At 36.1% G+C, this 19,925-nt stretch carries 19 protein-coding genes; 1 reads left to right on the top strand and 18 read right to left on the bottom strand.

The window, feature by feature from the left end; translation table 11 throughout:
- Positions 1-2: 2 nt before the first annotated feature.
- Complete coding sequence (locus ACFQ39_RS03475; RefSeq protein WP_377176493.1) at positions 3-1,388, top strand: Gfo/Idh/MocA family protein; 1,386 nt, start codon at positions 3-5, stop codon at positions 1,386-1,388.
- 3 nt (positions 1,389-1,391) lie between these two features.
- Here ACFQ39_RS03475 and ACFQ39_RS03470 read toward each other — a convergent pair whose 3' ends face one another.
- The 18 genes from ACFQ39_RS03470 to ACFQ39_RS03385 all read right to left on the bottom strand — a co-directional run bounded on the left by ACFQ39_RS03470 (position 1,392) and on the right by ACFQ39_RS03385 (position 19,909).
- Entirely contained in the window at positions 1,392-1,934 is a 543-nt protein-coding gene (locus tag ACFQ39_RS03470; RefSeq protein WP_377176491.1) for a YfiT family bacillithiol transferase, read from the bottom strand.
- Between the two features lie 25 nt (positions 1,935-1,959).
- Positions 1,960-2,760, bottom strand: coding sequence for an aldose 1-epimerase (locus ACFQ39_RS03465; protein WP_377176489.1), 801 nt, complete (start codon positions 2,758-2,760; stop codon positions 1,960-1,962).
- A gap of 93 nt (positions 2,761-2,853) precedes the next feature.
- Entirely contained in the window at positions 2,854-3,573 is a 720-nt protein-coding gene (locus tag ACFQ39_RS03460) for a DUF6090 family protein (protein ID WP_377176487.1), read from the bottom strand.
- 3 nt (positions 3,574-3,576) lie between these two features.
- Entirely contained in the window at positions 3,577-4,152 is a 576-nt protein-coding gene (locus ACFQ39_RS03455) for a peptidylprolyl isomerase (RefSeq protein ID WP_377176485.1), read from the bottom strand.
- A gap of 49 nt (positions 4,153-4,201) precedes the next feature.
- Complete coding sequence (locus ACFQ39_RS03450) at positions 4,202-4,978, bottom strand: DUF6090 family protein (RefSeq protein ID WP_377176483.1); 777 nt, start codon at positions 4,976-4,978, stop codon at positions 4,202-4,204.
- Between the two features lie 56 nt (positions 4,979-5,034).
- Entirely contained in the window at positions 5,035-5,226 is a 192-nt protein-coding gene (locus ACFQ39_RS03445; protein WP_377176481.1) for a hypothetical protein, read from the bottom strand.
- A gap of 176 nt (positions 5,227-5,402) precedes the next feature.
- Positions 5,403-6,182, bottom strand: a complete 780-nt coding sequence (locus ACFQ39_RS03440) for a DUF6090 family protein (protein ID WP_377176479.1) — start codon at positions 6,180-6,182, stop codon at positions 5,403-5,405.
- Complete coding sequence (locus ACFQ39_RS03435; RefSeq protein ID WP_377176477.1) at positions 6,175-6,864, bottom strand: DUF6090 family protein; 690 nt, start codon at positions 6,862-6,864, stop codon at positions 6,175-6,177. The genes ACFQ39_RS03440 and ACFQ39_RS03435 overlap by 8 nt, the downstream gene beginning before the upstream one ends.
- A gap of 50 nt (positions 6,865-6,914) precedes the next feature.
- Positions 6,915-7,574 carry a DUF6090 family protein gene (locus ACFQ39_RS03430; RefSeq protein WP_377176475.1) on the bottom strand — a complete coding sequence of 220 codons (660 nt, stop codon included), beginning with the start codon at positions 7,572-7,574 and terminating at the stop codon, positions 6,915-6,917.
- Between the two features lie 50 nt (positions 7,575-7,624).
- Positions 7,625-8,338 carry a DUF6090 family protein gene (locus ACFQ39_RS03425; protein WP_377176473.1) on the bottom strand — a complete coding sequence of 238 codons (714 nt, stop codon included), beginning with the start codon at positions 8,336-8,338 and terminating at the stop codon, positions 7,625-7,627.
- Positions 8,335-9,162, bottom strand: coding sequence for a DUF6090 family protein (locus ACFQ39_RS03420; RefSeq protein ID WP_377176470.1), 828 nt, complete (start codon positions 9,160-9,162; stop codon positions 8,335-8,337). The genes ACFQ39_RS03425 and ACFQ39_RS03420 overlap by 4 nt, the downstream gene beginning before the upstream one ends.
- Before the next feature lie 49 nt (positions 9,163-9,211).
- The gene (locus ACFQ39_RS03415) at positions 9,212-9,937 is read right to left on the bottom strand and encodes a DUF6090 family protein (RefSeq protein ID WP_377176468.1); all 726 of its coding nucleotides are present in this window, start codon (positions 9,935-9,937) and stop codon (positions 9,212-9,214) included.
- Positions 9,934-11,460, bottom strand: coding sequence for a tetratricopeptide repeat protein (locus ACFQ39_RS03410; protein WP_377176466.1), 1,527 nt, complete (start codon positions 11,458-11,460; stop codon positions 9,934-9,936). The genes ACFQ39_RS03415 and ACFQ39_RS03410 overlap by 4 nt, the downstream gene beginning before the upstream one ends.
- A 545-nt stretch (positions 11,461-12,005) precedes the next feature.
- A complete protein-coding gene (locus ACFQ39_RS03405) occupies positions 12,006-12,380 on the bottom strand; it encodes a response regulator (RefSeq protein WP_377176464.1) in 375 nt (124 codons plus the stop codon).
- Positions 12,381-12,409: 29 nt separating this feature from the next.
- The gene (locus tag ACFQ39_RS03400; protein ID WP_377176462.1) at positions 12,410-16,114 is read right to left on the bottom strand and encodes a two-component regulator propeller domain-containing protein; all 3,705 of its coding nucleotides are present in this window, start codon (positions 16,112-16,114) and stop codon (positions 12,410-12,412) included.
- 263 nt (positions 16,115-16,377) lie between these two features.
- Complete coding sequence (locus tag ACFQ39_RS03395) at positions 16,378-17,418, bottom strand: adenylate/guanylate cyclase domain-containing protein (RefSeq protein ID WP_377176460.1); 1,041 nt, start codon at positions 17,416-17,418, stop codon at positions 16,378-16,380.
- Positions 17,419-17,530: 112 nt separating this feature from the next.
- A complete protein-coding gene (locus tag ACFQ39_RS03390; RefSeq protein ID WP_377176458.1) occupies positions 17,531-18,859 on the bottom strand; it encodes an ATP-binding protein in 1,329 nt (442 codons plus the stop codon).
- A gap of 3 nt (positions 18,860-18,862) precedes the next feature.
- Positions 18,863-19,909, bottom strand: coding sequence for a sensor histidine kinase (locus ACFQ39_RS03385; protein ID WP_377176456.1), 1,047 nt, complete (start codon positions 19,907-19,909; stop codon positions 18,863-18,865).
- Positions 19,910-19,925 lie beyond the last annotated feature (16 nt).

The raw sequence follows: 19,925 nt of genomic DNA, 5'->3' as shown, positions 1-19,925 counted from the left end.
GTATGAAACCGAACAGGAGGAAGTTTATCAAATCATTAGGAAATACTTCATTGGCGCTTGGAGCCTTACCGCTAATGGGCTTTAACTCAGAAGAAAAAATAGAACAAAGAATTTTATTTAAAGATAAAAGAGTAAGCGAAAATAGCAAGATTCGGATTGCCGGCATTGGCACTGGAATTATGGGGCACAACAATATCGATACGGCACTAAAAGTTCCCGGCGTTGAATTGGTTGCCGCCTGTGATCTTTATACCGGGCGACTAACACATGTTCAAGAAAAGTATGGTAAACAGGTCGATGTAACACGAGATTATCGAGAAATTTTAAATAGAAAAGACATAGATGCCGTACTCATTTCTACCTCTGATCATTTTCATGCCCGGATCGCTACCGAAGCCATGAAGAATGGAAAGCATGTATATTGCGAAAAACCCATGGTCAAATCAATCGATGAAGGATTACCCTTACTTGGTCAATACAGAAAGAGTAATGTCGTTTTTCAGGTGGGTAGTCAGCCCATTAGTGGTTTGGCTTATGCTAAGGCCAAGGAACTTTACAAAAGTGGAGCCATTGGTAATTTAAATTGTATCGAAGCGGCTTACGACCGACAAAGTGCCCAAGGAGCCTGGCAATATACTTTACCCAATGATGCTTCTGCAAAAACGGTAGACTGGGATACTTACTTATCAGGCATGGCAGCGGAGCCTTTTGATGCGTTAAAATTTTTTAGATGGAGAAATTATAAAGAATTTGGTACAGGTGTTGCGGGAGATTTATTTGTTCATCTTTTGACTTCGATACATTATATCTTAGAATCGAATGGACCTACAACGATATTTTCTTCGGGTCAGTTGAGTTATTGGAAAGATGGTAGAAATGTACCCGATGTCTTGGCGGCTATTATGGAATATCCTCAGAGTCAGCATCATCCTGAATTTCAATTGACATTGCGTGTGAATTTTGCCAGTGGAAAAGGACCCACCAATTTCGTTCGGTTTATCGGTGATGAGGGTGTTATGGAAGTCTCAGGTAATTCTGTCACCATTCAGCACAGTATTATGGCAGAAGCCCCTGAAATTGGGGGTTGGGACGCTCTAGATACTTATCCAATTGCCATGCAGAAGGAAATTATGGATACGTATAACAAAAAATATAAAGAAGCTCAGAAGACCAGACCGGTTAAAGATCCTATAAAATTTGTATCTCAAGACCAGGATGCGCATGTCGATCATTTTGTCGACTTCTTTGATGGCATCCGCAATGGAAATCCGGTTATTGAACCGCCAGAGTTCGGATTTCGAGCTTGTGCTCCATGCTTACTTTGTAATGATAGTTATTTTAGCAAAAAAGTAATGCATTGGGATCCAGATCATATGTTCGTCAGATAAATGTTAAAATCTGTAGTTATAATTCATCGCTTGCTCGATGTGTGCTAAATGGTGGTTACAATGCCAGGCATAAAGGCCGATCACTTGTTCAAGCGCAAAGATTTTTCTATGTTCAGGATGCATGAATGTTCGGTTAAGTTGGTTATCATTTAAGCTTTTTAGTAAAACTGTCCATCGTGCATGCACACCTTCAATAATTTTTAATGATTCGTCGGGTGAAACATCGAGGTAATCTGCCTGCTGTGCCCAACGGTCTTCGGAGTAAGGTTTAATTGTGGGTTGTTCTTCGGTGAGGGCCAGTTTAAATCGAATAAAACTATTCATATGGCTATCTGCACAATGATGTACAACTTGTTTAATACTCCAACCATTGGGTCTATAGGCCCATTTTAACTGTTCATCGGTGAGGTCCTCTATGGCACTGGCTAATTTTTGTGGGAAATTTTCAATCACTGCAATCCAATCTTGTATCTGCTGGTTTGTTATTTCAACGCTAGGATCGTATTTGCCAATGGGATATTTTAATTCTTCTAATGGCTGACTCATTTTATTAGATTTAAAGCAGAACAATTTAAGATTTTTTTACAGGCAGAATACATACTGAAAAAGAATTCATTCCCTTTGACTTTTTGAACATGTTTTCCTCAAAATTCATTTTTTCCAAATAAGGGTATTGCGTGATCGGTTCTATGCACAACATGTTGTTCACTTCCGTCCACAACATAAAATGTCCAAATCCTGTTGTTTTTATATGAAGGTTGTAACCTTCTGTTTTAACTAAAAACAGATCCTCGCAATCAAAAACCGGAAAGGCTTTTGCACCACCTGCTATAATTTCTGATAATGTTATTTTTTTATCCTTTACTTGAATATATTCCTTTCCGTTTCCGGATAAAAGAAAAGCCGGATGATAACCCAGCATAAAGGGCATATCGATTTCAGATGCTATGTAAAACTCAACAATAAGTCGATTTTCATAAAGTGTAAATGACTTTTGAAATCGAAAATCATAGGGCCATGAAACCATTTCAAGTTTTGATTTTTTGGGAAATTTACTATTCGTAACAGGCGTATTGGCCTTATAAATTTTTTCGAAAACGGCTGAAGTTTCGTCAAATGAAATCAAGGTATAAGGGAATTCTCTTAAAAGTCCGTGTTGGTCTTGAAGGCTCTCACCTTTGGGTGAAGGAACAACAAAATTATTTTGCGCTGTTGGGCCAATGACCGGGAACATCTCTGTATCAGAATTTCGCCAACCGGGGCTGCCTTTTTGGTGAATGAATTCCTTTTCGTTCATCGAATAACTCAGTAACTCGCCATTTTCAATCACTACTTTTGACTGTTTATCTGTCAGTTTTATCAGATTTTTCATAGTTCATCTTTTTATTGAACCAGGGGTTTTGATCGCAGTATTCATGAATTCAAATTTCCGCTTATTTTACCACAGGATTTAAGTTTTACCTCATTACAATTTGATTTCACCATCGATCAAGGACATAATATTTTCAATTTCTTTTCCGAGATGTTCATAATTTTCGATATTATAGGCAAAAGCTCTAGAGGTTCTCAGTAAGATATTTTCAAAGTTTGCATGATTTAAAAGCTCAGCACTATTTCTGTCAAATCTTGAGTTTGCATTGTAGTTGATGTATTCTAATCGAATTGGGTCTATATGTGTATCGCCAAATCTGATCAATCTCAATTCATCCTCTTTGGTATCTTGTACTTCGCCAAACCATTTCGAGAGGGCAATTTTTAATGAATCATTTTTAATCAATTCAAGTTGACCTGAACTGATAAGATTGGTTAAAGCTCCATTAGAAGGATCGTAAGTTGAATATCCTGTGACCCTCAGAACAAGCTCACGTAAATCATTTACATCTATGTCAATTTCAGGATGATCTATCAAGAACAACAAACTGTCAATTCTCGATTTCGTCAAAGATGCTTTATCCATATTTCTTTGAAGTTCTGCGGCATTATATGTGAATTCAGATTTTAGGATGTTCAATATTTTTTGTTCTTGTTTGCTTTCCTGTTTTCTTGTATTCCAATTATTGATTTGTAATGCGATGAGTATTCCAATCACCACAAGAATAATTTCACCTATCGCATAGCGAAAATAGCGTCCAAATTTATTTTCTTTCGCCAATTGTTGTCTCATATTTCTTAAAAATGCAATCATTTTTTACTCTATAATTCTTATACTTTCTATTCTTACAGGATGTACTAACATTTGCTGTTCATTTTCTCCCTGTTGAATTTTTTCAACAATATCCATACCTTCAGTGACCTGTCCGAAAGCTGCAAAGCCAAAACCATCGGGATTCCGTTCCCCTCCAAAATCCAATTCGGGTTCATCGGTTACACATATAAAAAAACTACTTTGGGCTGAATTAGGTTCTCCACGGGCCATCGATATTGCTCCTCTAAGGTGTTTAAGACCTGTCTGTTTTGTTGTCTCAATTTGTATGGGTAAAAATAGTTTTTCTTCGGCCATATCACCTCCTTGTATCACTTGAATTTGCACTTCCCGTTCTGCTTCATTTTCAGGCGTACACACCCGAAAAAAAGTGCTTCCATCATAGTCTTTGTTGCGCACATAATTCAGAAAATTAGCCACCGTTTTAGGCGCTTTTTCGGGATAGAGTTCAATGAGAATCATACCAGATGCTGTATTGATTTCGCATTTAATTTCACTTTGCGCATAAGTCGCTATGGCATAGACGAATAAAATAATAGGTAGCAATAGTTTTTTTATCATGGGTTCAAGTTTTGATGGGTTGTCATGATCATTATTAAAAATGGATGAATTAATCGTATTCTTGTTTTAACAATTCGATAAGTTCCCTGGCATCTTCTATTATTTCGGGCATTTCCATAAATGCGCGCACACGATAGCTCTCTTGCACGATAATACAGGTATTTATCAATTGAAGTATTTTTTCTCGATCGTAACTTACCAAAGGCAGGTCTTGAGCAACGGACTCTTTAAATACCTGTGTTTTGACCTTTTCTTTAAACGTTGTATTAAAATTTTCTACTTCCCAATTTTTAATTTTGGATAAAAAGGGTGAATTAAGATTGATTATTTCTACTAAAGAAGCATCTACTTTTTCGGCATTTATTTTGTCAAATGTAAAATCTTCATCTAAATGTTGGGAAAAAGCTATGTAGGCAACCAATTTGCTTTTTAGACTGTCATTTTGAACAAGTCTTAAGCTACCTGAACTTTTTAACTCATCGAAGGTGGATCTATTCCAAGAATAGGTTCGGTAAATGACGTCATGGGCGATGGTGTAGATCAATGTGTTAGATAAATTTTCTATTTCAGTTTGAAGTGCGTAATTTCTTAGGCTATCGATCCTCGAATAAGCGTCTTCAGCTTGAATCATACTTATGTTTAGCATGTCGATATCTTGTTCCAGATCCTTCACCATTGATTTTGCGTACTTTTTAATGCGGTTTTGCTCTATTCTGTTTTCATTCCAATTGTTTACCTGAAGAGCGATTAGAATCCCAATCACTACTAAGAAAATCTCTCCCAAAGCATACCGCCAGTATTTTACGAAGCGGTTTTCATCGGCCATTTTTTTTCTGTTTTTTCGAAAAAAATTAATCATCCTTCGCTAAATTAAGCTCTCATTTATCCTAATTTTCCGTCACCGTCAATATCTTTTACCAAATGTTTTTCCAATTCCATCAAGGTTTTTCTCAACAATTCTTTGGTGGCTTTTAACTCTGCTTCAAGATATTCCATCCGTTCTTCCATGCTATTGGCTTTGTCTTTTTGTTTTTGAATTTCGTCTTGTTGTATTAAATCCCAGAAAATGCCCATATTATTTTATTTAAAAAGTTTATTCAAACTACTATTCTTCGTCAAGATAGCTAAAAAAAGCCACCTACTCTTGCAGTCGGTCTTAGCTTTTGCCGCAGTGTTTTACTCTTTCCCAATCATTTTTCTTTTGGGATTGTGGAATGAGATAAAGTAGATTTTGTCGAAATGTTCTCCTGTTACTTTCCATTAAATTTATTTAACTCAACATCGATCATTTCAAGTATAGCTTGGTTCTGTTCTTTAACGATCAATAATTCAATCAAGGCATCTGCTGTATGGCCTAATCTTTCTGCCAGATAATCCTCGAAAAGGGGATCATTCATCAGTGCTGTATAGTTTGATTCGTGTTTACTAATGCCCATTTCAGGTCTATGAATTCTTCGGTAATCCACTTTTCTTACAAAACGTTCTAGGATGGGGTCTGAAGCCAATCGGTAATCCAGTGTTCGATCTTCATTTTCTTTGGCATCGGCTACCACATCCTGCCAACTAAATAGGAAATTTACGAGAGAATCGTTTTTGATCAAATGAATTTCGCCTGAAGAAATTCCCGATCGCAAGGCTCCGTTTCTCGCATCAAAGGTCCAGAGCCAGCTCGTATTTTGGATGAGTATTCTCATGGTGTCAATAGGTGTTGCAGAAAACGCTGCTTCTGTCATATGTAACAGCCGCTCACAACTTTTTACAATGAGTTTATCGTAGTAAATCACAGAATCGAGTTGGCTCAGGTTATTCTTAAATTCTACCTGCATCGCTTTAAGAAGGGCATCCTTTTTGTTTCGATTTTTTCTGTTTTCATTCCAGGTATTCACCTGAAGCGCGATTAAAATACCAATGACCACAAGGATAATCTCGCCAATGGCATATTTCAGATACCTACCCGCACGTCCGGAAGAACTTTTGTTACTATTTTCCTTTAATACTTGTTGCCTCATTTGTCTAAAAAACTTAATCATGTAAGTTCTTATTTAGTTCGAATTGAATTGTTTCGATGTTTTTCAAAAGTATTCTAGAATATTGTTGTGATGATTTTATGGTATTCTTTCTGATGTATAATAGACTTCCAAAGAATTCATCGTTCATCAAATGATCTAATTTTTCCCTATCCAATTCGTATTGATCTGATTCGAACAATTTTCCCAGGGCAATTCTTTCGCTTAAAAAAGGGGCCATTTGTTCTAAAACAAATCGTCTTTCTTTTTCTTCGGGCATTTTGATACGCTCTTTGGTTTGTATATAATCTCTAATTAAAAAGCGCAATTCTTCAGATTTAATAAGGTTAAATCTTCCCGATGACTGCAAATCATCTAAAACAGGGTGGGAGGGAGTATAGAATCTATATTGCATCAATTCATCGAGAAAATACTTTACAGAATCTTGCGGTATTTTTGTCAGATTTTTTCCGGTATGTCTTTCTAAAGTTGATATAACCACCTGAATCGATTTATTTCGATCTTCAATATCTGCAATAATTTCTTTTTTAGCTGATTCGAATTCTGATTTTAACCCCTCTATAATTGATTTTTCTTCATGGAGTTTCTTTCTGTCTTCATTCCAATTATTTACCTGAAGTGCTATTAAAATTCCTAAAACAACCAAAATAATTTCACCAAGGGCATATTTAAAGTAGTTCCTCATTTTATTTTTCTCAAGAAGATTTTGCCTCACTTTTTTAAAAAGGGTCATCATCATTTTTTCAATTTATTCAGGTATTTTCTTAAATCACTCAGCATCAATTCGCAAGCTGAAAGGGTTTTGGAGGTTACCGATTTTCTACCGGTCGCATAATTTACTCTTATATTATTTCTCACTTCCCTTTCTCCGAAAAGTGAAATTATTTCATCTTCAGTTGGGGCATCAATGTCATTCAGATGAGACCTTCCCAACTCCTGAAGTTGTCGTGTGGAAGCCATAAAAAGTAACTCATCCTGATGTAAAAGATCGTATTGGTCATACAATCCTATAATTTTTCTTTTGATTTCTCTATCAGATACTAGGTCAAGACGCCCGCTATTTTTCATTTCCTCCATGGTGGTTTTGGTTGGCGTAAAAACCCGAAATGGTGTCCATTGAGATTTAAAAAAAATATCTAGAGAATCTGTTTGAACAGGTTGTCCATTAAAGTACAGCTTTAGCTTACTTTTAATACGCGCTGTTTCTTTTGCTTCTGTCACCAAATCAGTGAGTGCAATAGAATCCTTTTGAAGGTCGGCAATCAAGTCGGTGATATACCTTTTTTCCAATAATTTATTCTTTCGAATTTCATTCTGGTTGTTCACCTGTAAAGCGATTAAAATACCGATGACCACTAATATAATTTCTCCGATGGCGTATTTGATATAGTTCATTTTTTTCCCTTCGTTAAGGAATTTTTTTCTGATTTTTCGGAAGAATTTAATCATTGTGTCTTTAAATTTTCTTCAATTTGTGCAATGACTTTCTCTATTTCTTTTTTGGTGGTTGAACTGAGGTTTACATAATTTTGATTATTAAACAAGGCGATACTGGTTAAATTTATAAACTCGCTATCTTCTATCACTGCCTCATTGGTTAAGCTAGAGGCTAGTTTATTGTAAAATTTACCCCGTTGCATGACAATGTCGTCAGTTCGGTTATCATAGACCTCCCCATTATAGATCAATCGTTTGTAATATCTTTCGTATAAGGTGGTAATCGCTATTTTTAAACTTTCGGGTTTTAAACCTTCCAGAATTCCCGAAGAGCCAGTGGAGGAATAGGCACCTGTGTTGGCAAAAAAAGTTGAATTGGATGTATTTTGGATGATATTAAAAAGTGTTTCAATCTGTTTAAAATCTTTTTTATCTGCTATCAATTCATCTTTTAATTCGTTCACCAATGCTAATTTTTTGGTTTGATAATCGATAATCTTTTGTAATTGTATTTTGTCATTTGTTAAGTCTTGTTTTACACTATTCAAAAATACCAATCGCTTCTGTTGCATTTTTCTATTTTCGTTCCAATTGTTGACTTGCAAAGCAATCAGAATTCCTATGACAACTAAGATAATTTCACCAAGGGCGTATTTGATATAATTCATTTTTTTTCCTTCGCTGAGGAGTTTTTTTCTGATTTTTCTGAAGAAGTTGATCATTTCTGTTCTATTTCTCGATTTAAAATATCAATAATCTCATGAATCTGCGTTTTGGTTGTATTGAATGCATCAATCGCATAGGTATAGTTTATTTCCAATAGGAAGATGTTATTGAGAAAGATCTTGTTTTTGTAAAGCGTATGAACCTCTTTTTCCATAATATCTTTGTGACTTTCTATATAGAGGTTATCAAAAACAAAATCTAGTTTTGGAATATTCGATTTTTTAAGGTTGTAGTATTTCCCCCAATCTACATATTTCTCAAAATCTTCCAGAAAAATGTTGAAGTCAAACCTCATATGTTCATGTGCAGCAGCTAATTGGATATAAGTTTTTCTCAAATTCATCAATTTTAACTTGAGGTCGTCATTTCTAATCATACTAAAATTGCCTGAACTTTTCATTTCCTCGTATGTATTGTCATTTGGCCGGAACTCATCTACAAAAATTAAGCTCATCATGTTGGTTGAAAAATCATAAAGTGAGCCAATAGAGTCGAGACTTGCTCCTTTATAAACATCTTGAGCAGCTTTCACCTTCGCCTCAGAAAGAAAAATCATGTTATTTAATCTTTCGTCATCTGCTTGAAGGTCATTGATCAAATTACTAAAATACTTTACTTCTTCCAGGCGTTGTTTTCTACCTTCATTCCAATTGTTTACTTGTAGGGCGATCAATATACCTATAACCACCAAAAGTATTTCTCCAAGGGCATAAGTCAAATACCTGCCTGTGGGAGAGGTAGGCTCCCCGGCACTATTCCCTGTCTTCCAAAAAGGAAGGAATCGAAATAATTCTTGTCTTATTCTTCGAAAGAAGACCATGTTTTTATTTTTTTATCGTTCTTATTTTAGGTTTGGTTCAGAATTTTATTCATAAAATTTTCTTTCGAATGGATTCTTGAAGTTGAGCATTTGCTTTTAAGGTATTTTCGAAGACGGTAACTAATTCACGTGCTTTTAAATTTGTTTCGAAAAGCACTTGTCCGAAGTCATCTCGTTTGATGACTTCATAAAAATGATCCATCATTAACGGAGATTTTTCCTCATTGGGATTATCAAATAAAAAGTCTTCATTAAGGCTAAGATTTTCTGCCAGGTAGGGTCTAACGACTTCTTTTACCACTTTGTCGTATTGCAGATAGGAGTTGTCTAAGCGGAAAAGTAAACGGAAATAGTCTAAAATTTCTTTTCTGAGTTCCTTATCTTTTATGAGGGCTGCGAAATCCGGATTATTGGTTAATACAATCGAACTGTATCTGATGGATCCTCTTAGCAACTGCGGCTTTTCTATAACAGTAGAACTTAGAATACCCTTTCTCACCCCATACAACTTTTCATGCACCCCGATAATCTGTGCCAATTCATCCAAATACTCAACAAACTCTGCCGAATCAGCATTCAAATCTTCTAAAAAATTACTTAGTAATTCTTTTTGTGCGATTTGGGCTTTTCTCGTTTCGTTCCAAATATTTACCTGTAAGGCCAACAAGATCCCGATCATGACTAGCACGATCTCTCCCACCGCGTATTTCACATACCTCAAAGTCTTACCCTCACTCAATAGTGATTTTCTCAGTTTTCTAAATATAGAAATCATAAGGAGGCCAAAGCAGTTTTAAGATTTTCCTTTCTTTTTACGGTAAGTGTTCTATTTGGGGCCTTTTTTAGGGTTTCATCGTATTGCGCTTCGGCTTCCTCAAGTCTATTCTGAAAAACGAGCCAATCTGCATATAGTTCATGGGTTGGTTTTTGAATAAAAGGCGGACCATAACTGTAGCTCAAACTATCATCCAATAAAATTGATTTTTTTAAATGATCCTCTGTAGCAATTGGGTCTTGATTGAGCCAGGCTTTCAGTGCCAGTAGCTGCTCTAGCATCACTTGTGTTTCTGTTAAGTTAGAAGGAGTGGTGTCGTCTCTATCAGCACCGCTACAAAAAGAAACATCGTCATATGTAACCAAAAAAGATTCCTTGTCAAAATCATTTCGAATCAACTCTATATTTTCATCAAGTGCTTTTTGATCGTTCTGTTTAAAAGCTTTCATCCCTTCGAGAAAATGGTATTGAGAACGAATGGCTACATTCATATCCGAAATATCAACGGGGATATCTGCCAGTGGGCTATCCCAATTTTCAGTTTCTACTAAATATGTCCCTTTTAAAAACACCAAATGTGTTCGTGCATATTTGGAGGGATTTTCTTGTACAAAAACAACCAAATCTTCTAGTAATTTTTGTGCATCTTCTACTCTTTCTTGTTGTAAGTAACCGTATTCTAGCCAATGATAGGCATGATACCCACGACCATCCTTTAAATTTTTTCTTTGCATTCTATTCAGGCTGGCCTGGTAAGAATTTTCATTGCTGCTCACCACTTTGTCCCACATGCCCAAGGCTACGTAAATATGAGAAGGCATATGCAAAGCATGACTTGCATCCGGTGCAACAACAGCGTAGGCATCTGCTGCATTTAATGCGAATTGAGCATGGTCAGGGTCGTCATAAGAATGGATGAGGTAGTGCAGGGCACCCGGATGATTGGGGTTTTCTTCTAAGATTCCCTGTACAATTTTCGCCCCTTTTCCAAAAATCTCATCATCTCTTCCATCTTCAACTGAGCCGAGTAAGGAAAGCGCATAAAATGCCGCTACCTCATGATTGTCAGGATAAGTCTGCATCATCTTTGACATATATTCGGCATAGGCCCTATCCCGATCTTTTTTAGACATTTTGGGCTGATAGAGGGTGTTGGCTGCTTCTATAAAATCTTCTTCTAATGAAGAGAGGCTTAAGGTTTCTTCCAAATTGTTCAACTTAAAAAGAGCTGCAGTCCCTTTGTCATAATCTTGTTCGTGCCATAAACTATGGTTGTATGTCATGGCTTCTCCCCAATAGGCCATCGCCATTTTAGGATCTATTTCCTGTGCTTTTAAGAATTCATCTCTGGCATCGGCATATTCAAAACTGTGTAACAATAACAGTCCTTTTTCAAAACTCGGTATGGCTTTTTCAGATCCGGTAACTTCAAGATTGACAACCCCGAGATAATCCGTCTTTACTTTCTCTTTTTTACAGGAAAATATGATGACAAGAAGCAATAGCAGTGGAAATTTTTTCATGATTTTTTAGATTCAATGTGATGAAAATAAGCAAAAAACCATTACAAATGTTAGAAGTATGTTAAAAAAAAAGGATAAACAGCTAAAATGCAAGACATTAACCATTTAGTTAATTGTCATTCTGTCAGCATATTTTGTATCGTCCTTTCAAGCAGCTTAAAATTCCGCTCAGACATTATTAAATTCTGAATTGAATGGATCATGCCAGTTCCGTCTTCTTTCAAATCGTGTTTCGTATTTCGATATTTAACCCGGTATTGTTTGATATATTGATGATCGTCTGATCATAGTTTTCTCAAATATTTAAAAGCAATTGCTGCAAATTAGGTTTTACCATTTCCCTCTTGTTCTTTTTTATTCTTTATAAATAAATTGATTAATCTTATCCCTAAGCGAGCAAATAAGATTATGGCAATCACCATGACAACATCCAGTCCTTCCATGGACTGAATATACAAATTAAGCCCTAACAGGATCCGTCTAATTTAATAGATACTTATTTGATCGCCAGAAAAGGTCCGTTAAATGATTAAATTCATCGAAAATCAAGATATCAGGGCATTGATCTCTTTTTTAAGTGAGTCGAAATCGATGGGTTTGGTGAAAAATTCTTTTGCTCCAGAGGCAATTGCTTTATCGTAATTATCTTTATCGCCATAGGCCGAAATCATGCTTACCTTAATTTGTGGAAAACGCTTTTTTACCTGCTCTAATAATTCCAAACCAGTCATTCCCGGCATATTGATATCAGAAAAAATATACATTACTTTCGGAGGGGTAGTTTTTTCGAGAATATCCAAAGCTTCTTGTCCGGAAAATGCAAAAACCAAATCCAGGCCATTATTTCTTATTTCTTTTCTAAATTTTTGGCGGAAGAGCATTTCCACATCTTTTTCATCATCTACAACAAGTATTTTCATAATTTCTTTCTTAGGGGGTTATTGATTTTTTAATCTTTCTGTATGGGTATATAAATAGAGAATTCTGTACCCTCTCCTGTTTTGGTATCCAATTCGATGGCACCACCATGGCCTGTGGTTACGATATCATACGCCAAAGACAAGCCTAAACCGGTTCCTTTTCCAGTAGGTTTGGTTGTAAAAAAAGGCTGAAAGATTTTATCTTTTAGTTCTGGCGGAATTCCTGTTCCGTTGTCTTTAATTTTGATAAGTACCTGGTCTTTTAGATTTTTAGTGGTAACAGTCACCAGTGGTTTGTAATTTTCTTCACCACTTTCCGCTCTCGCGGTGACTGCATAAAAAGCATTGTTGATCAGGTTGAGAATCACACGGCCCAAATCTTGCGGAATGATTTCTACCTTTGGTAAACTTTCATCTAAATCCGTTTTAAAGTCGGAGTTAAAAGATTTGTCTTTGGCTCTCAAGCCGTGGTAAGCCAAGCGTAAATATTCATCTGCCAGCACATTGATGTCTATCAGCTCTTTTTTTCCGGAACTATTTCTAGAATGTTCCAGCATTCCTTTTACAATACTACTTGCTCTTTTGCCGTGAAGTCCAATTTTTTCAAGATTTTGAATAATATCCTTAGAAATCAATTTGGCTTCTTCTATTTCTCCTTTATCGAGTTCCTCCACCATTTCAGCCATTAATTCTGAGCTCACTTCAGAGAAGTTATTGATAAAGTTCATAGGGTTTTGAATCTCGTGGGCAATTCCTGCTGTCAACTCACCTAAACTTGCCATTTTTTCGGATTGGATAAGTTGGTTCTGGGTTTCTTTGAGCTCCGTATAAGCTTTTTCAATTTCTTTGGCCTGTTCGAGTTCTTTGTCTTTTGATTTTTCACGTTCGATCCTGATCGTTCGGGCTTTTTGCATTTTATGAACGAAATAAGCAAGGGTTAATCCCAGTAAGGCGTAAAGGGTGTAAGCCCACCAGGTTTGCCACCAAGGGGGTGTAATTTTAAACGAGAAAGTTGCGGGTTTACTCCAAATACCATTAAAGCCTTTGGCGGCCACTTTAAAAGTGTAGTCGCCAGGAGGAAGGTCTCTGTAATTTTCACTGGTGGTATTTGTTGTAATCGGACTCCATTTTTTGTCTATACCTTCCAGAATATATCTATAGACCACTTTATCAGGATTGTTAAACTGCCTGCCGTTATAGTTAAAACTAAGGTAATTCTGGTCTGCAGGCAAAGTGAGTTTAGTGGGAAGATCGTATGATCCTTCAACCGTTTCCCAGGTTATGTTATGGGTAATTTGGTAACTAGAATCTATTTCAGTTTTCTGTCGTAAAACAAAATCATTTTTCTCATATTGCCAGAGCGTATCTATCTCATTATATTTCTTTTGAAGAAACTCATTATCTCTAAATTTTAAGGATTCATCAAAAATATTTATTGAAGTTACAGCTACAGCGTAGTTTACAGTATCAATTTTGGGAATATCCATTACTGTAAGAATCTGCCCCTCGGCACCAGCCCATAGACGCCCATTTCGATCGAATGAAATACTGTTTTGGCAAAAGTCAATATAATCAAGACCTTGGTTTTTTCCTATGGTTTTTACCTTCCATAAGGCTGTTTCTCCCTCTTCTTTTTCTAAAATGGTCAAACCCTTGGATGTGCCCAAATACATTTTTTTATCTTTTTCGATTACATCATAGACATCATTAGCCCCTAGACCCTCATTGGTGGTAAATGTTGTGATGTTCAATTCATTCTCATCAATGATTTGAACACCTTTATCTGAAGCAATCCAAATACGATTTTTATGGTCTTTCCCGATAGAATAAAGTAAATTTGATATAAGGCCATTTTCCGTAGTAAAGCGCCAACGCATGTTTTTCTCTAAATCCATTTTATGTAGTCCATATTCTTGATCTGCAACCCAAATGATGTTTTTTTCGGTTTGAATAATGCGATCTTTCCTCGATTTTTGGACAATTGTATCGTTGTCGATATATCTTTTGTATAGACCCTTGTCGAGGTCAATAGCTTGAATTTCCCCTATAAATGAACTCAGCCAAATAGAACCGTCAATACCTTCCATGGTTGAGGTTATTCTATGGCTTTTTATACCAGTTTCGTCTGTTAATTTTTGAATGGTTTTATTTTTTAGGTCTATGATGCTGACCCCTGATTGATTTCCTCCTGCCCAAATCCTACCTTTACTATCTTCTTTAAGATTTGTGTTTCTGAGATGGACCAAGCCTTGTTCTAAACCAAGATGTTTAATAGAATTATTTATTGGGTCATAAATGTCGATACCCCCATGGGTACCAATCCATATCATTCCATCACTTGCCTCAAGTGTAGCCCAGACATTATTATCACCGAGCCCATCATCAGTGATATAATTACCGGGTTTGTAGCCATCTTTATCAATTTTAAAAACTCCACCTTGGCCACAAGCCGTCCAGATTTGGCCCTGTTGATCTTCAAAAAAGTTATACATCCATGCGCCATTTGTGGTTGGTTTAACAAAATAGGTATTTAATGTTTGTTCTTTTTCATCATATTTATAAACGTTACCATTATTGGTTCCTATCCAAAAATGCCCATTTTCATCTTCAAAGGCACTTGTTAAAAAGGAATTGTTTGTGTGATCTAAATTTTCTTTTGACAAAAAAGAAGCTTCATTTCTATTTTTGTTTAAAATGTTAATTCCATTTGCAGTAACAAGCCATATCCGTTCTTTCTTATCTTCACTAATGGATATTAGATTTTTGGAGTCATATTTGGTGTTTAAGTTATTTTCCAGATCAATCATATTAAAGCCATTGCCCGTTGTAATCCATATTTTTCCTTTTGAATCAACGAGTATTTCAAAATTAAATTTGCTTAATAAACCATTTTCAACGCCAAAGTTTCTGATGATTTTGTTCTCGAGATCGACTATGTAAATCCCATTTCCATTGTCGGTAATCCAAAAAATCCCATTTGCATCTTCTTTAATGGTGAATTTTCTTGTTACTGGAAAAGAACTAGTAAGTTCATAAGCTAAATTAGATTTTCTATCCAATACAGAAAGAGTGCCTTGATTCCCTACCATCCAGATTCTTCCTTTTGCATCTTCATGTATCCAATTGATGAATTTTCCTTCAACACCTTGTTCAACACCGTAAATCTCCAAATTTTCTGAATCATATCTCGCTATACCGCTACTTAGTGCAAACCATATAGATCCTTCACTGTCAATTAATTGAGAATAAGGAGTGGAGGGTAGACCAAAATTGGCATCCAAAGTCATTACCCCTCTTGTAGCATTGCCGGCATTTACAAAATTTCCTGCTTTCACAATTCTAGGTTCACCCAAGACAGAAACTTTAACTTTTAGGTTCTTTTTGGGAAGACTATCTAGATAAAATGGTTCGTTCGGTAAAGCACTCCAGTCAAAGGACTCTGTTGTAAGGGGTGTATTTAAAGGATAGCTTAAGCCAATGTCAAAGGGTTTGGAAGGAAGTTTATCATAATCAAATTTTGTTGTGGGTATAGATTTTAAACCCGGTAATACTTTTGATTCCCATTGAATTGTATCGGGTTTCGGGATGGTTAATGCTTTGACCTCTGGTTGTGCATATTCATTTTCGAGAAGCGGAAAAGGGGGCGCTTCTTTTGTTCCATGACAGGAAAGGAGGATAAGAGATAAACAAAAGAGAACAAGGGTCTTTTGAAAAAGGTTTTTTAGGCAGTGCATAGGCTTGAGCAGTTTTAAAGATTAAATTTTTTAATCTTTAGGTATTATTGGTTAGTTGTTCATCTCTCTTGCCTCTTCTAGATTCTTCTTCTTTTTGAGAAAAACGATTTTTATTTCACTATTGTTATCTATTTGATAAACAGTCTTAGGTAAATATAATAAAATATTCTAAACCTTTGAATTTGATAGACTTATTGAATAAAATATTATTTATTTAATCATAAATACAGTATAAAAATGATTTTAATTCAGTCGTGCTGCGTTTATTCTAAGACCTCATAAATTGTAATTGGATTCGCTTTATTTTTTACAGTTATTTCTCCCACTTTTTCACAGCGAAAAGATTCCTTTACTTGCTGATAGCAACTTTCACAAATAATAATTTGATTTTCCTGTGCAGCATCCTGTAATCTGGCAGCTGTGTTTACAGTATCTCCAATTACAGTATAATCCAATCTTTTTAAACTGGTGGAGCCAATGTTTCCGGAGATCATTTCTCCACTTTTGATGCCGATGGATACTTTAGGTTTGAATTGCTGATCTTCTCCAAAGGGAGGTAGGCTCTCTATTTTATTACGTAGAGCCAATGCGGCATCAATGGCTCTGTCTAAATGGTATTCACCTCTAAAAACAGCCATGATGGCATCACCCATAAACTTATCGATATGTCCTTCCTGGGCGATGATTTCTTTAACCATTTCATCAAAATAGGCATTGATCAATTTTACCACAGAATCGGCACTGGTATTTTCACTGATGGCTGTAAAACCGCAAATATCTACAAAAAGCACTGTAGCTTCAATGGTCTCATTATCGGTCATGGTAGATTCATATTCTTTACTTCCCATGAAGTTCAGTACATTTTCATCTACATACATTTTGAGAATGTTGTTTTCTCTGATGGCTTTGAGTGTATCTTTGAGGTGTTTGGCGTGTTTGAGGGTCTTTTCCATGGTAAGGGTTAGATCCTCAAAATTGATCGGTTTCGTAATAAAATCAAAAGCGCCCCGGTTCATGGCCGTCCGGATATTTTCCATGTCGCCATAAGCAGAAACAATAACCGATTTGATCAGTGGACTAAGTTCGTTTAACTTGGACAACAAAGTCAACCCATCCATTTCAGGCATATTGATGTCGCTGAGTACAACATCAACCTCCGGGTCTGCCTGTATTTTTTCCAAGGCATCCCTTCCATTAATTGCAAAGAGAAATTCATATTCTTTTTGCCTTATTTCTTTACGGAACTTTTGTTTAATGAGTACTTCAAGATCCGTTTCATCGTCAACCACCAATATTTTTGCCATGATTTAATGTTTTATTAGTATCTCTACGAGTCCTTTAGTGTAAAACCAGAAGCATAGAAACCCTCCTCAAAATACGCATTTCTTTTGAAAAAAGGCTCATATCTTTCTGTAGTTATATATTACCGATATTTACTGAATGATTTGGTAACGAAAGAATAAAGCTACTACCTTCACCCTCTTCGCTTTTAACTCTCAATTCCCCCTGGTGGGCTTTGGCGATATCATAACTCAAACTCAAACCTAATCCCGTTCCTGAACCTGTTGGTTTAGTCGTGAAAAAAGGTTGAAAAATCTTTTCTTTTATCGCTTCAGGAATTCCACTTCCATTGTCTGAAATTATAATTTCTACCGAATCCTTTAATTTTTTTGTCACGATACCCACTGTAGGTTGGTAGTTTTTGTCTGCTGTTTTTGACTTTTCCTGAACGGCATAAAATGCATTGGAAATAAGATTGAGCAGCACTCTACCTATATCCTGCTGAACGAGTTCTAATTTGCCGATCCGTTTATCGTAATCTGTTTCCAGGGAAGCATTAAAACTCTTGTCTTTAGCTCTCAATCCGTGATAAGTTAATCGCAAAAATTCATCAGCCAGCACATTGATATTGGTCAATTCTTTTTGCCCTGCATCTTTACGAGAGTGTTGCAACATTCCTTTCACAATGGTATCTGCCCTTTTTCCATGGTGATTGATCTTCTTTAAGTTTTCCTTGAGATCATTCAAAATTTCAGACACCAATTCTTCATCTTTTGTTTCATTTTCCTTGCTTCTTTCTTCTTCCAATTCTTCGATCAACTCATTGCTCACCTCTGCAAAATTATTTACGAAATTGAGTGGATTTTGAATCTCGTGGGCGATACCGGCGGTGAGCTCACCAAGACTAGCCATTTTTTCTGAATGGATGAGCTGGGCTTGCGTAGCTTTGAGATCTTCCAAAGATTTTTGCAGATCATTTGTCTTTTCCAAAATGATCTTTTCCAGTTCTGCATTTTTATTTTTCCACTCATTTACCGTCCAGGTATCCTGATGTCCCTCTGTTCCTTGAGGTAAAGATCCGTGAAAATGGACGGCCTTCCAATTGTCTTCGCAAAATTCATACACTGAGCTGATTCTTAAGAAGAGCTTAAGCTCATTCCCCTCTATTTTCATGGTTAGGATCGCTTCATCTACAAAAACGGCTGCTTTGCCTTCGGCAAGAACGGTTTTGGAAATAAAATCATAGTCAAATTTCATTTCCAAACCCTCAGACTCTTGTCTTTGCATGTCTAGAAGTTCTACAAAATCGGAAAAAGAGCGTATCTTCTCATTAATATTGGTTCCGTATCCCGTAATTTTAGCGCTGACCTCTTCATTTACCTTTTTTATTGGGAAATCTGAAAAGCAAATGTTTAAAAAATTAATATGGCACTTGTCTAATTCAATATCTTTTATTGCTTCCATTCACTATTTTTTAGGGAGGATAATGGTAAAAGTAGAACCTATATTTTCTTTTGATTGAACTTTAAATTCACCTCCATGGGCTTTTACGATATCATAACTCAGGCTCAAGCCTAAACCGGTTCCAGAGCCGGTTGGTTTGGTGGTAAAAAATGGTTGAAATATCTTATCTATATTGTTTTGGGAAATGCCAGTTCCATTATCAGCTACTTTAATGTCGAGTTTATTTCCAACTTGTTTTGTCTTTAATATGACCAAAGGTTTATATCCCTCTTCCGTTTTTCCTCTTTCATTGACAGCGTAGAATGCATTGTTGATGAGGTTGAGCAGCACCCTTCCGATATCAGGTGCAACCACATTTATTTTTGGCAGGTTTGGGTCTAATTCCATTTCAAAAGCTGCATTAAAAGATTTGTCTTTGGCTCGGAGACCATGGTAGGAAAGTTTTAAAAATTCCTCCGCAAGAGCATTGATATCTGTCAGTGTTTTTTCACCTGTATTTGTTCTACTATGTTCTAACATTCCTTTTACAATGGCATCGGCGCGTTTGCCGTGGTGATTTATTTTTAGAAGGTTTTCTTTCAGATCAGCAAGAATTTCAGCAACCAATTCTTCATCTTTTTCTTCTTTTTTCTTATGTCTTTCCTCTTCGATCTCATCGATTAATTCAGTACTCACTTCGGCAAAGTTGTTTACAAAATTGAGTGGGTTTTGAATTTCATGGGCTATCCCGGCAGTTAACTCTCCTAAACTAGCCATTTTTTCAGACTGAATCAATTGGGTCTGCGTGGCTTTGAGTTCTTCTAATGATTTATTTAATGCTTCATTGGTCTGTTCAATGGCTTTTCTTTTTTGTTCTAATTCTTCTATGGTTTCTTCCAGTAAAATAGCCGTGGTACGTTTTACTTTTTCAGTTCTTTCCAACTTAAACTCAGCGATGGTCAGGGCGTAGTCCGCATCTTTGACAGCTTTTAAAAGAAGGGATCTTTGTTCATCAGGCATGTCTTCCTGCTGTTCAATAAATTTGGTAATTGTTTGAAGGTGTTGGTTCATTTTGAGATATTCGTTT

This window comes from Namhaeicola litoreus, assembly GCF_042679565.1.
In the GTDB taxonomy this organism is placed as follows: Bacteria; Bacteroidota; Bacteroidia; order Flavobacteriales; family Flavobacteriaceae; genus Namhaeicola; species Namhaeicola litoreus.
Note: the sequence above shows the minus strand (reverse complement) of the source record. Positions and strands in the feature narration are given on the sequence as shown.

Excerpts from the sequence above, each read along its gene's own strand:
- ACFQ39_RS03400 (WP_377176462.1), bottom strand. The coding sequence starts at position 16,114 with ATGCACTGCCTAAAAAACCTTTTTCAAAAGACCCTTGTTCTCTTTTGT.
- ACFQ39_RS03440 (WP_377176479.1), bottom strand. The coding sequence starts at position 6,182 with ATGATTAAGTTTTTTAGACAAATGAGGCAACAAGTATTAAAGGAAAAT.
- ACFQ39_RS03420 (WP_377176470.1), bottom strand. The coding sequence starts at position 9,162 with ATGGTCTTCTTTCGAAGAATAAGACAAGAATTATTTCGATTCCTTCCT.
- ACFQ39_RS03455 (WP_377176485.1), bottom strand. The coding sequence starts at position 4,152 with ATGATAAAAAAACTATTGCTACCTATTATTTTATTCGTCTATGCCATA.
- ACFQ39_RS03435 (WP_377176477.1), bottom strand. The coding sequence starts at position 6,864 with ATGAGGAACTACTTTAAATATGCCCTTGGTGAAATTATTTTGGTTGTT.
- ACFQ39_RS03450 (WP_377176483.1), bottom strand. The coding sequence starts at position 4,978 with ATGGCCGATGAAAACCGCTTCGTAAAATACTGGCGGTATGCTTTGGGA.
- ACFQ39_RS03470 (WP_377176491.1), bottom strand. The coding sequence starts at position 1,934 with ATGAGTCAGCCATTAGAAGAATTAAAATATCCCATTGGCAAATACGAT.
- ACFQ39_RS03410 (WP_377176466.1), bottom strand. The coding sequence starts at position 11,460 with ATGAAAAAATTTCCACTGCTATTGCTTCTTGTCATCATATTTTCCTGT.
- ACFQ39_RS03475 (WP_377176493.1), top strand. The coding sequence starts at position 3 with ATGAAACCGAACAGGAGGAAGTTTATCAAATCATTAGGAAATACTTCA.
- ACFQ39_RS03430 (WP_377176475.1), bottom strand. The coding sequence starts at position 7,574 with ATGAACTATATCAAATACGCCATCGGAGAAATTATATTAGTGGTCATC.
- ACFQ39_RS03390 (WP_377176458.1), bottom strand. The coding sequence starts at position 18,859 with ATGGAAGCAATAAAAGATATTGAATTAGACAAGTGCCATATTAATTTT.
- ACFQ39_RS03405 (WP_377176464.1), bottom strand. The coding sequence starts at position 12,380 with ATGAAAATACTTGTTGTAGATGATGAAAAAGATGTGGAAATGCTCTTC.
- ACFQ39_RS03415 (WP_377176468.1), bottom strand. The coding sequence starts at position 9,937 with ATGATTTCTATATTTAGAAAACTGAGAAAATCACTATTGAGTGAGGGT.
- ACFQ39_RS03385 (WP_377176456.1), bottom strand. The coding sequence starts at position 19,909 with ATGAACCAACACCTTCAAACAATTACCAAATTTATTGAACAGCAGGAA.
- ACFQ39_RS03395 (WP_377176460.1), bottom strand. The coding sequence starts at position 17,418 with ATGGCAAAAATATTGGTGGTTGACGATGAAACGGATCTTGAAGTACTC.
- ACFQ39_RS03425 (WP_377176473.1), bottom strand. The coding sequence starts at position 8,338 with ATGATCAACTTCTTCAGAAAAATCAGAAAAAAACTCCTCAGCGAAGGA.
- ACFQ39_RS03445 (WP_377176481.1), bottom strand. The coding sequence starts at position 5,226 with ATGGGCATTTTCTGGGATTTAATACAACAAGACGAAATTCAAAAACAA.
- ACFQ39_RS03465 (WP_377176489.1), bottom strand. The coding sequence starts at position 2,760 with ATGAAAAATCTGATAAAACTGACAGATAAACAGTCAAAAGTAGTGATT.
- ACFQ39_RS03460 (WP_377176487.1), bottom strand. The coding sequence starts at position 3,573 with ATGATTGCATTTTTAAGAAATATGAGACAACAATTGGCGAAAGAAAAT.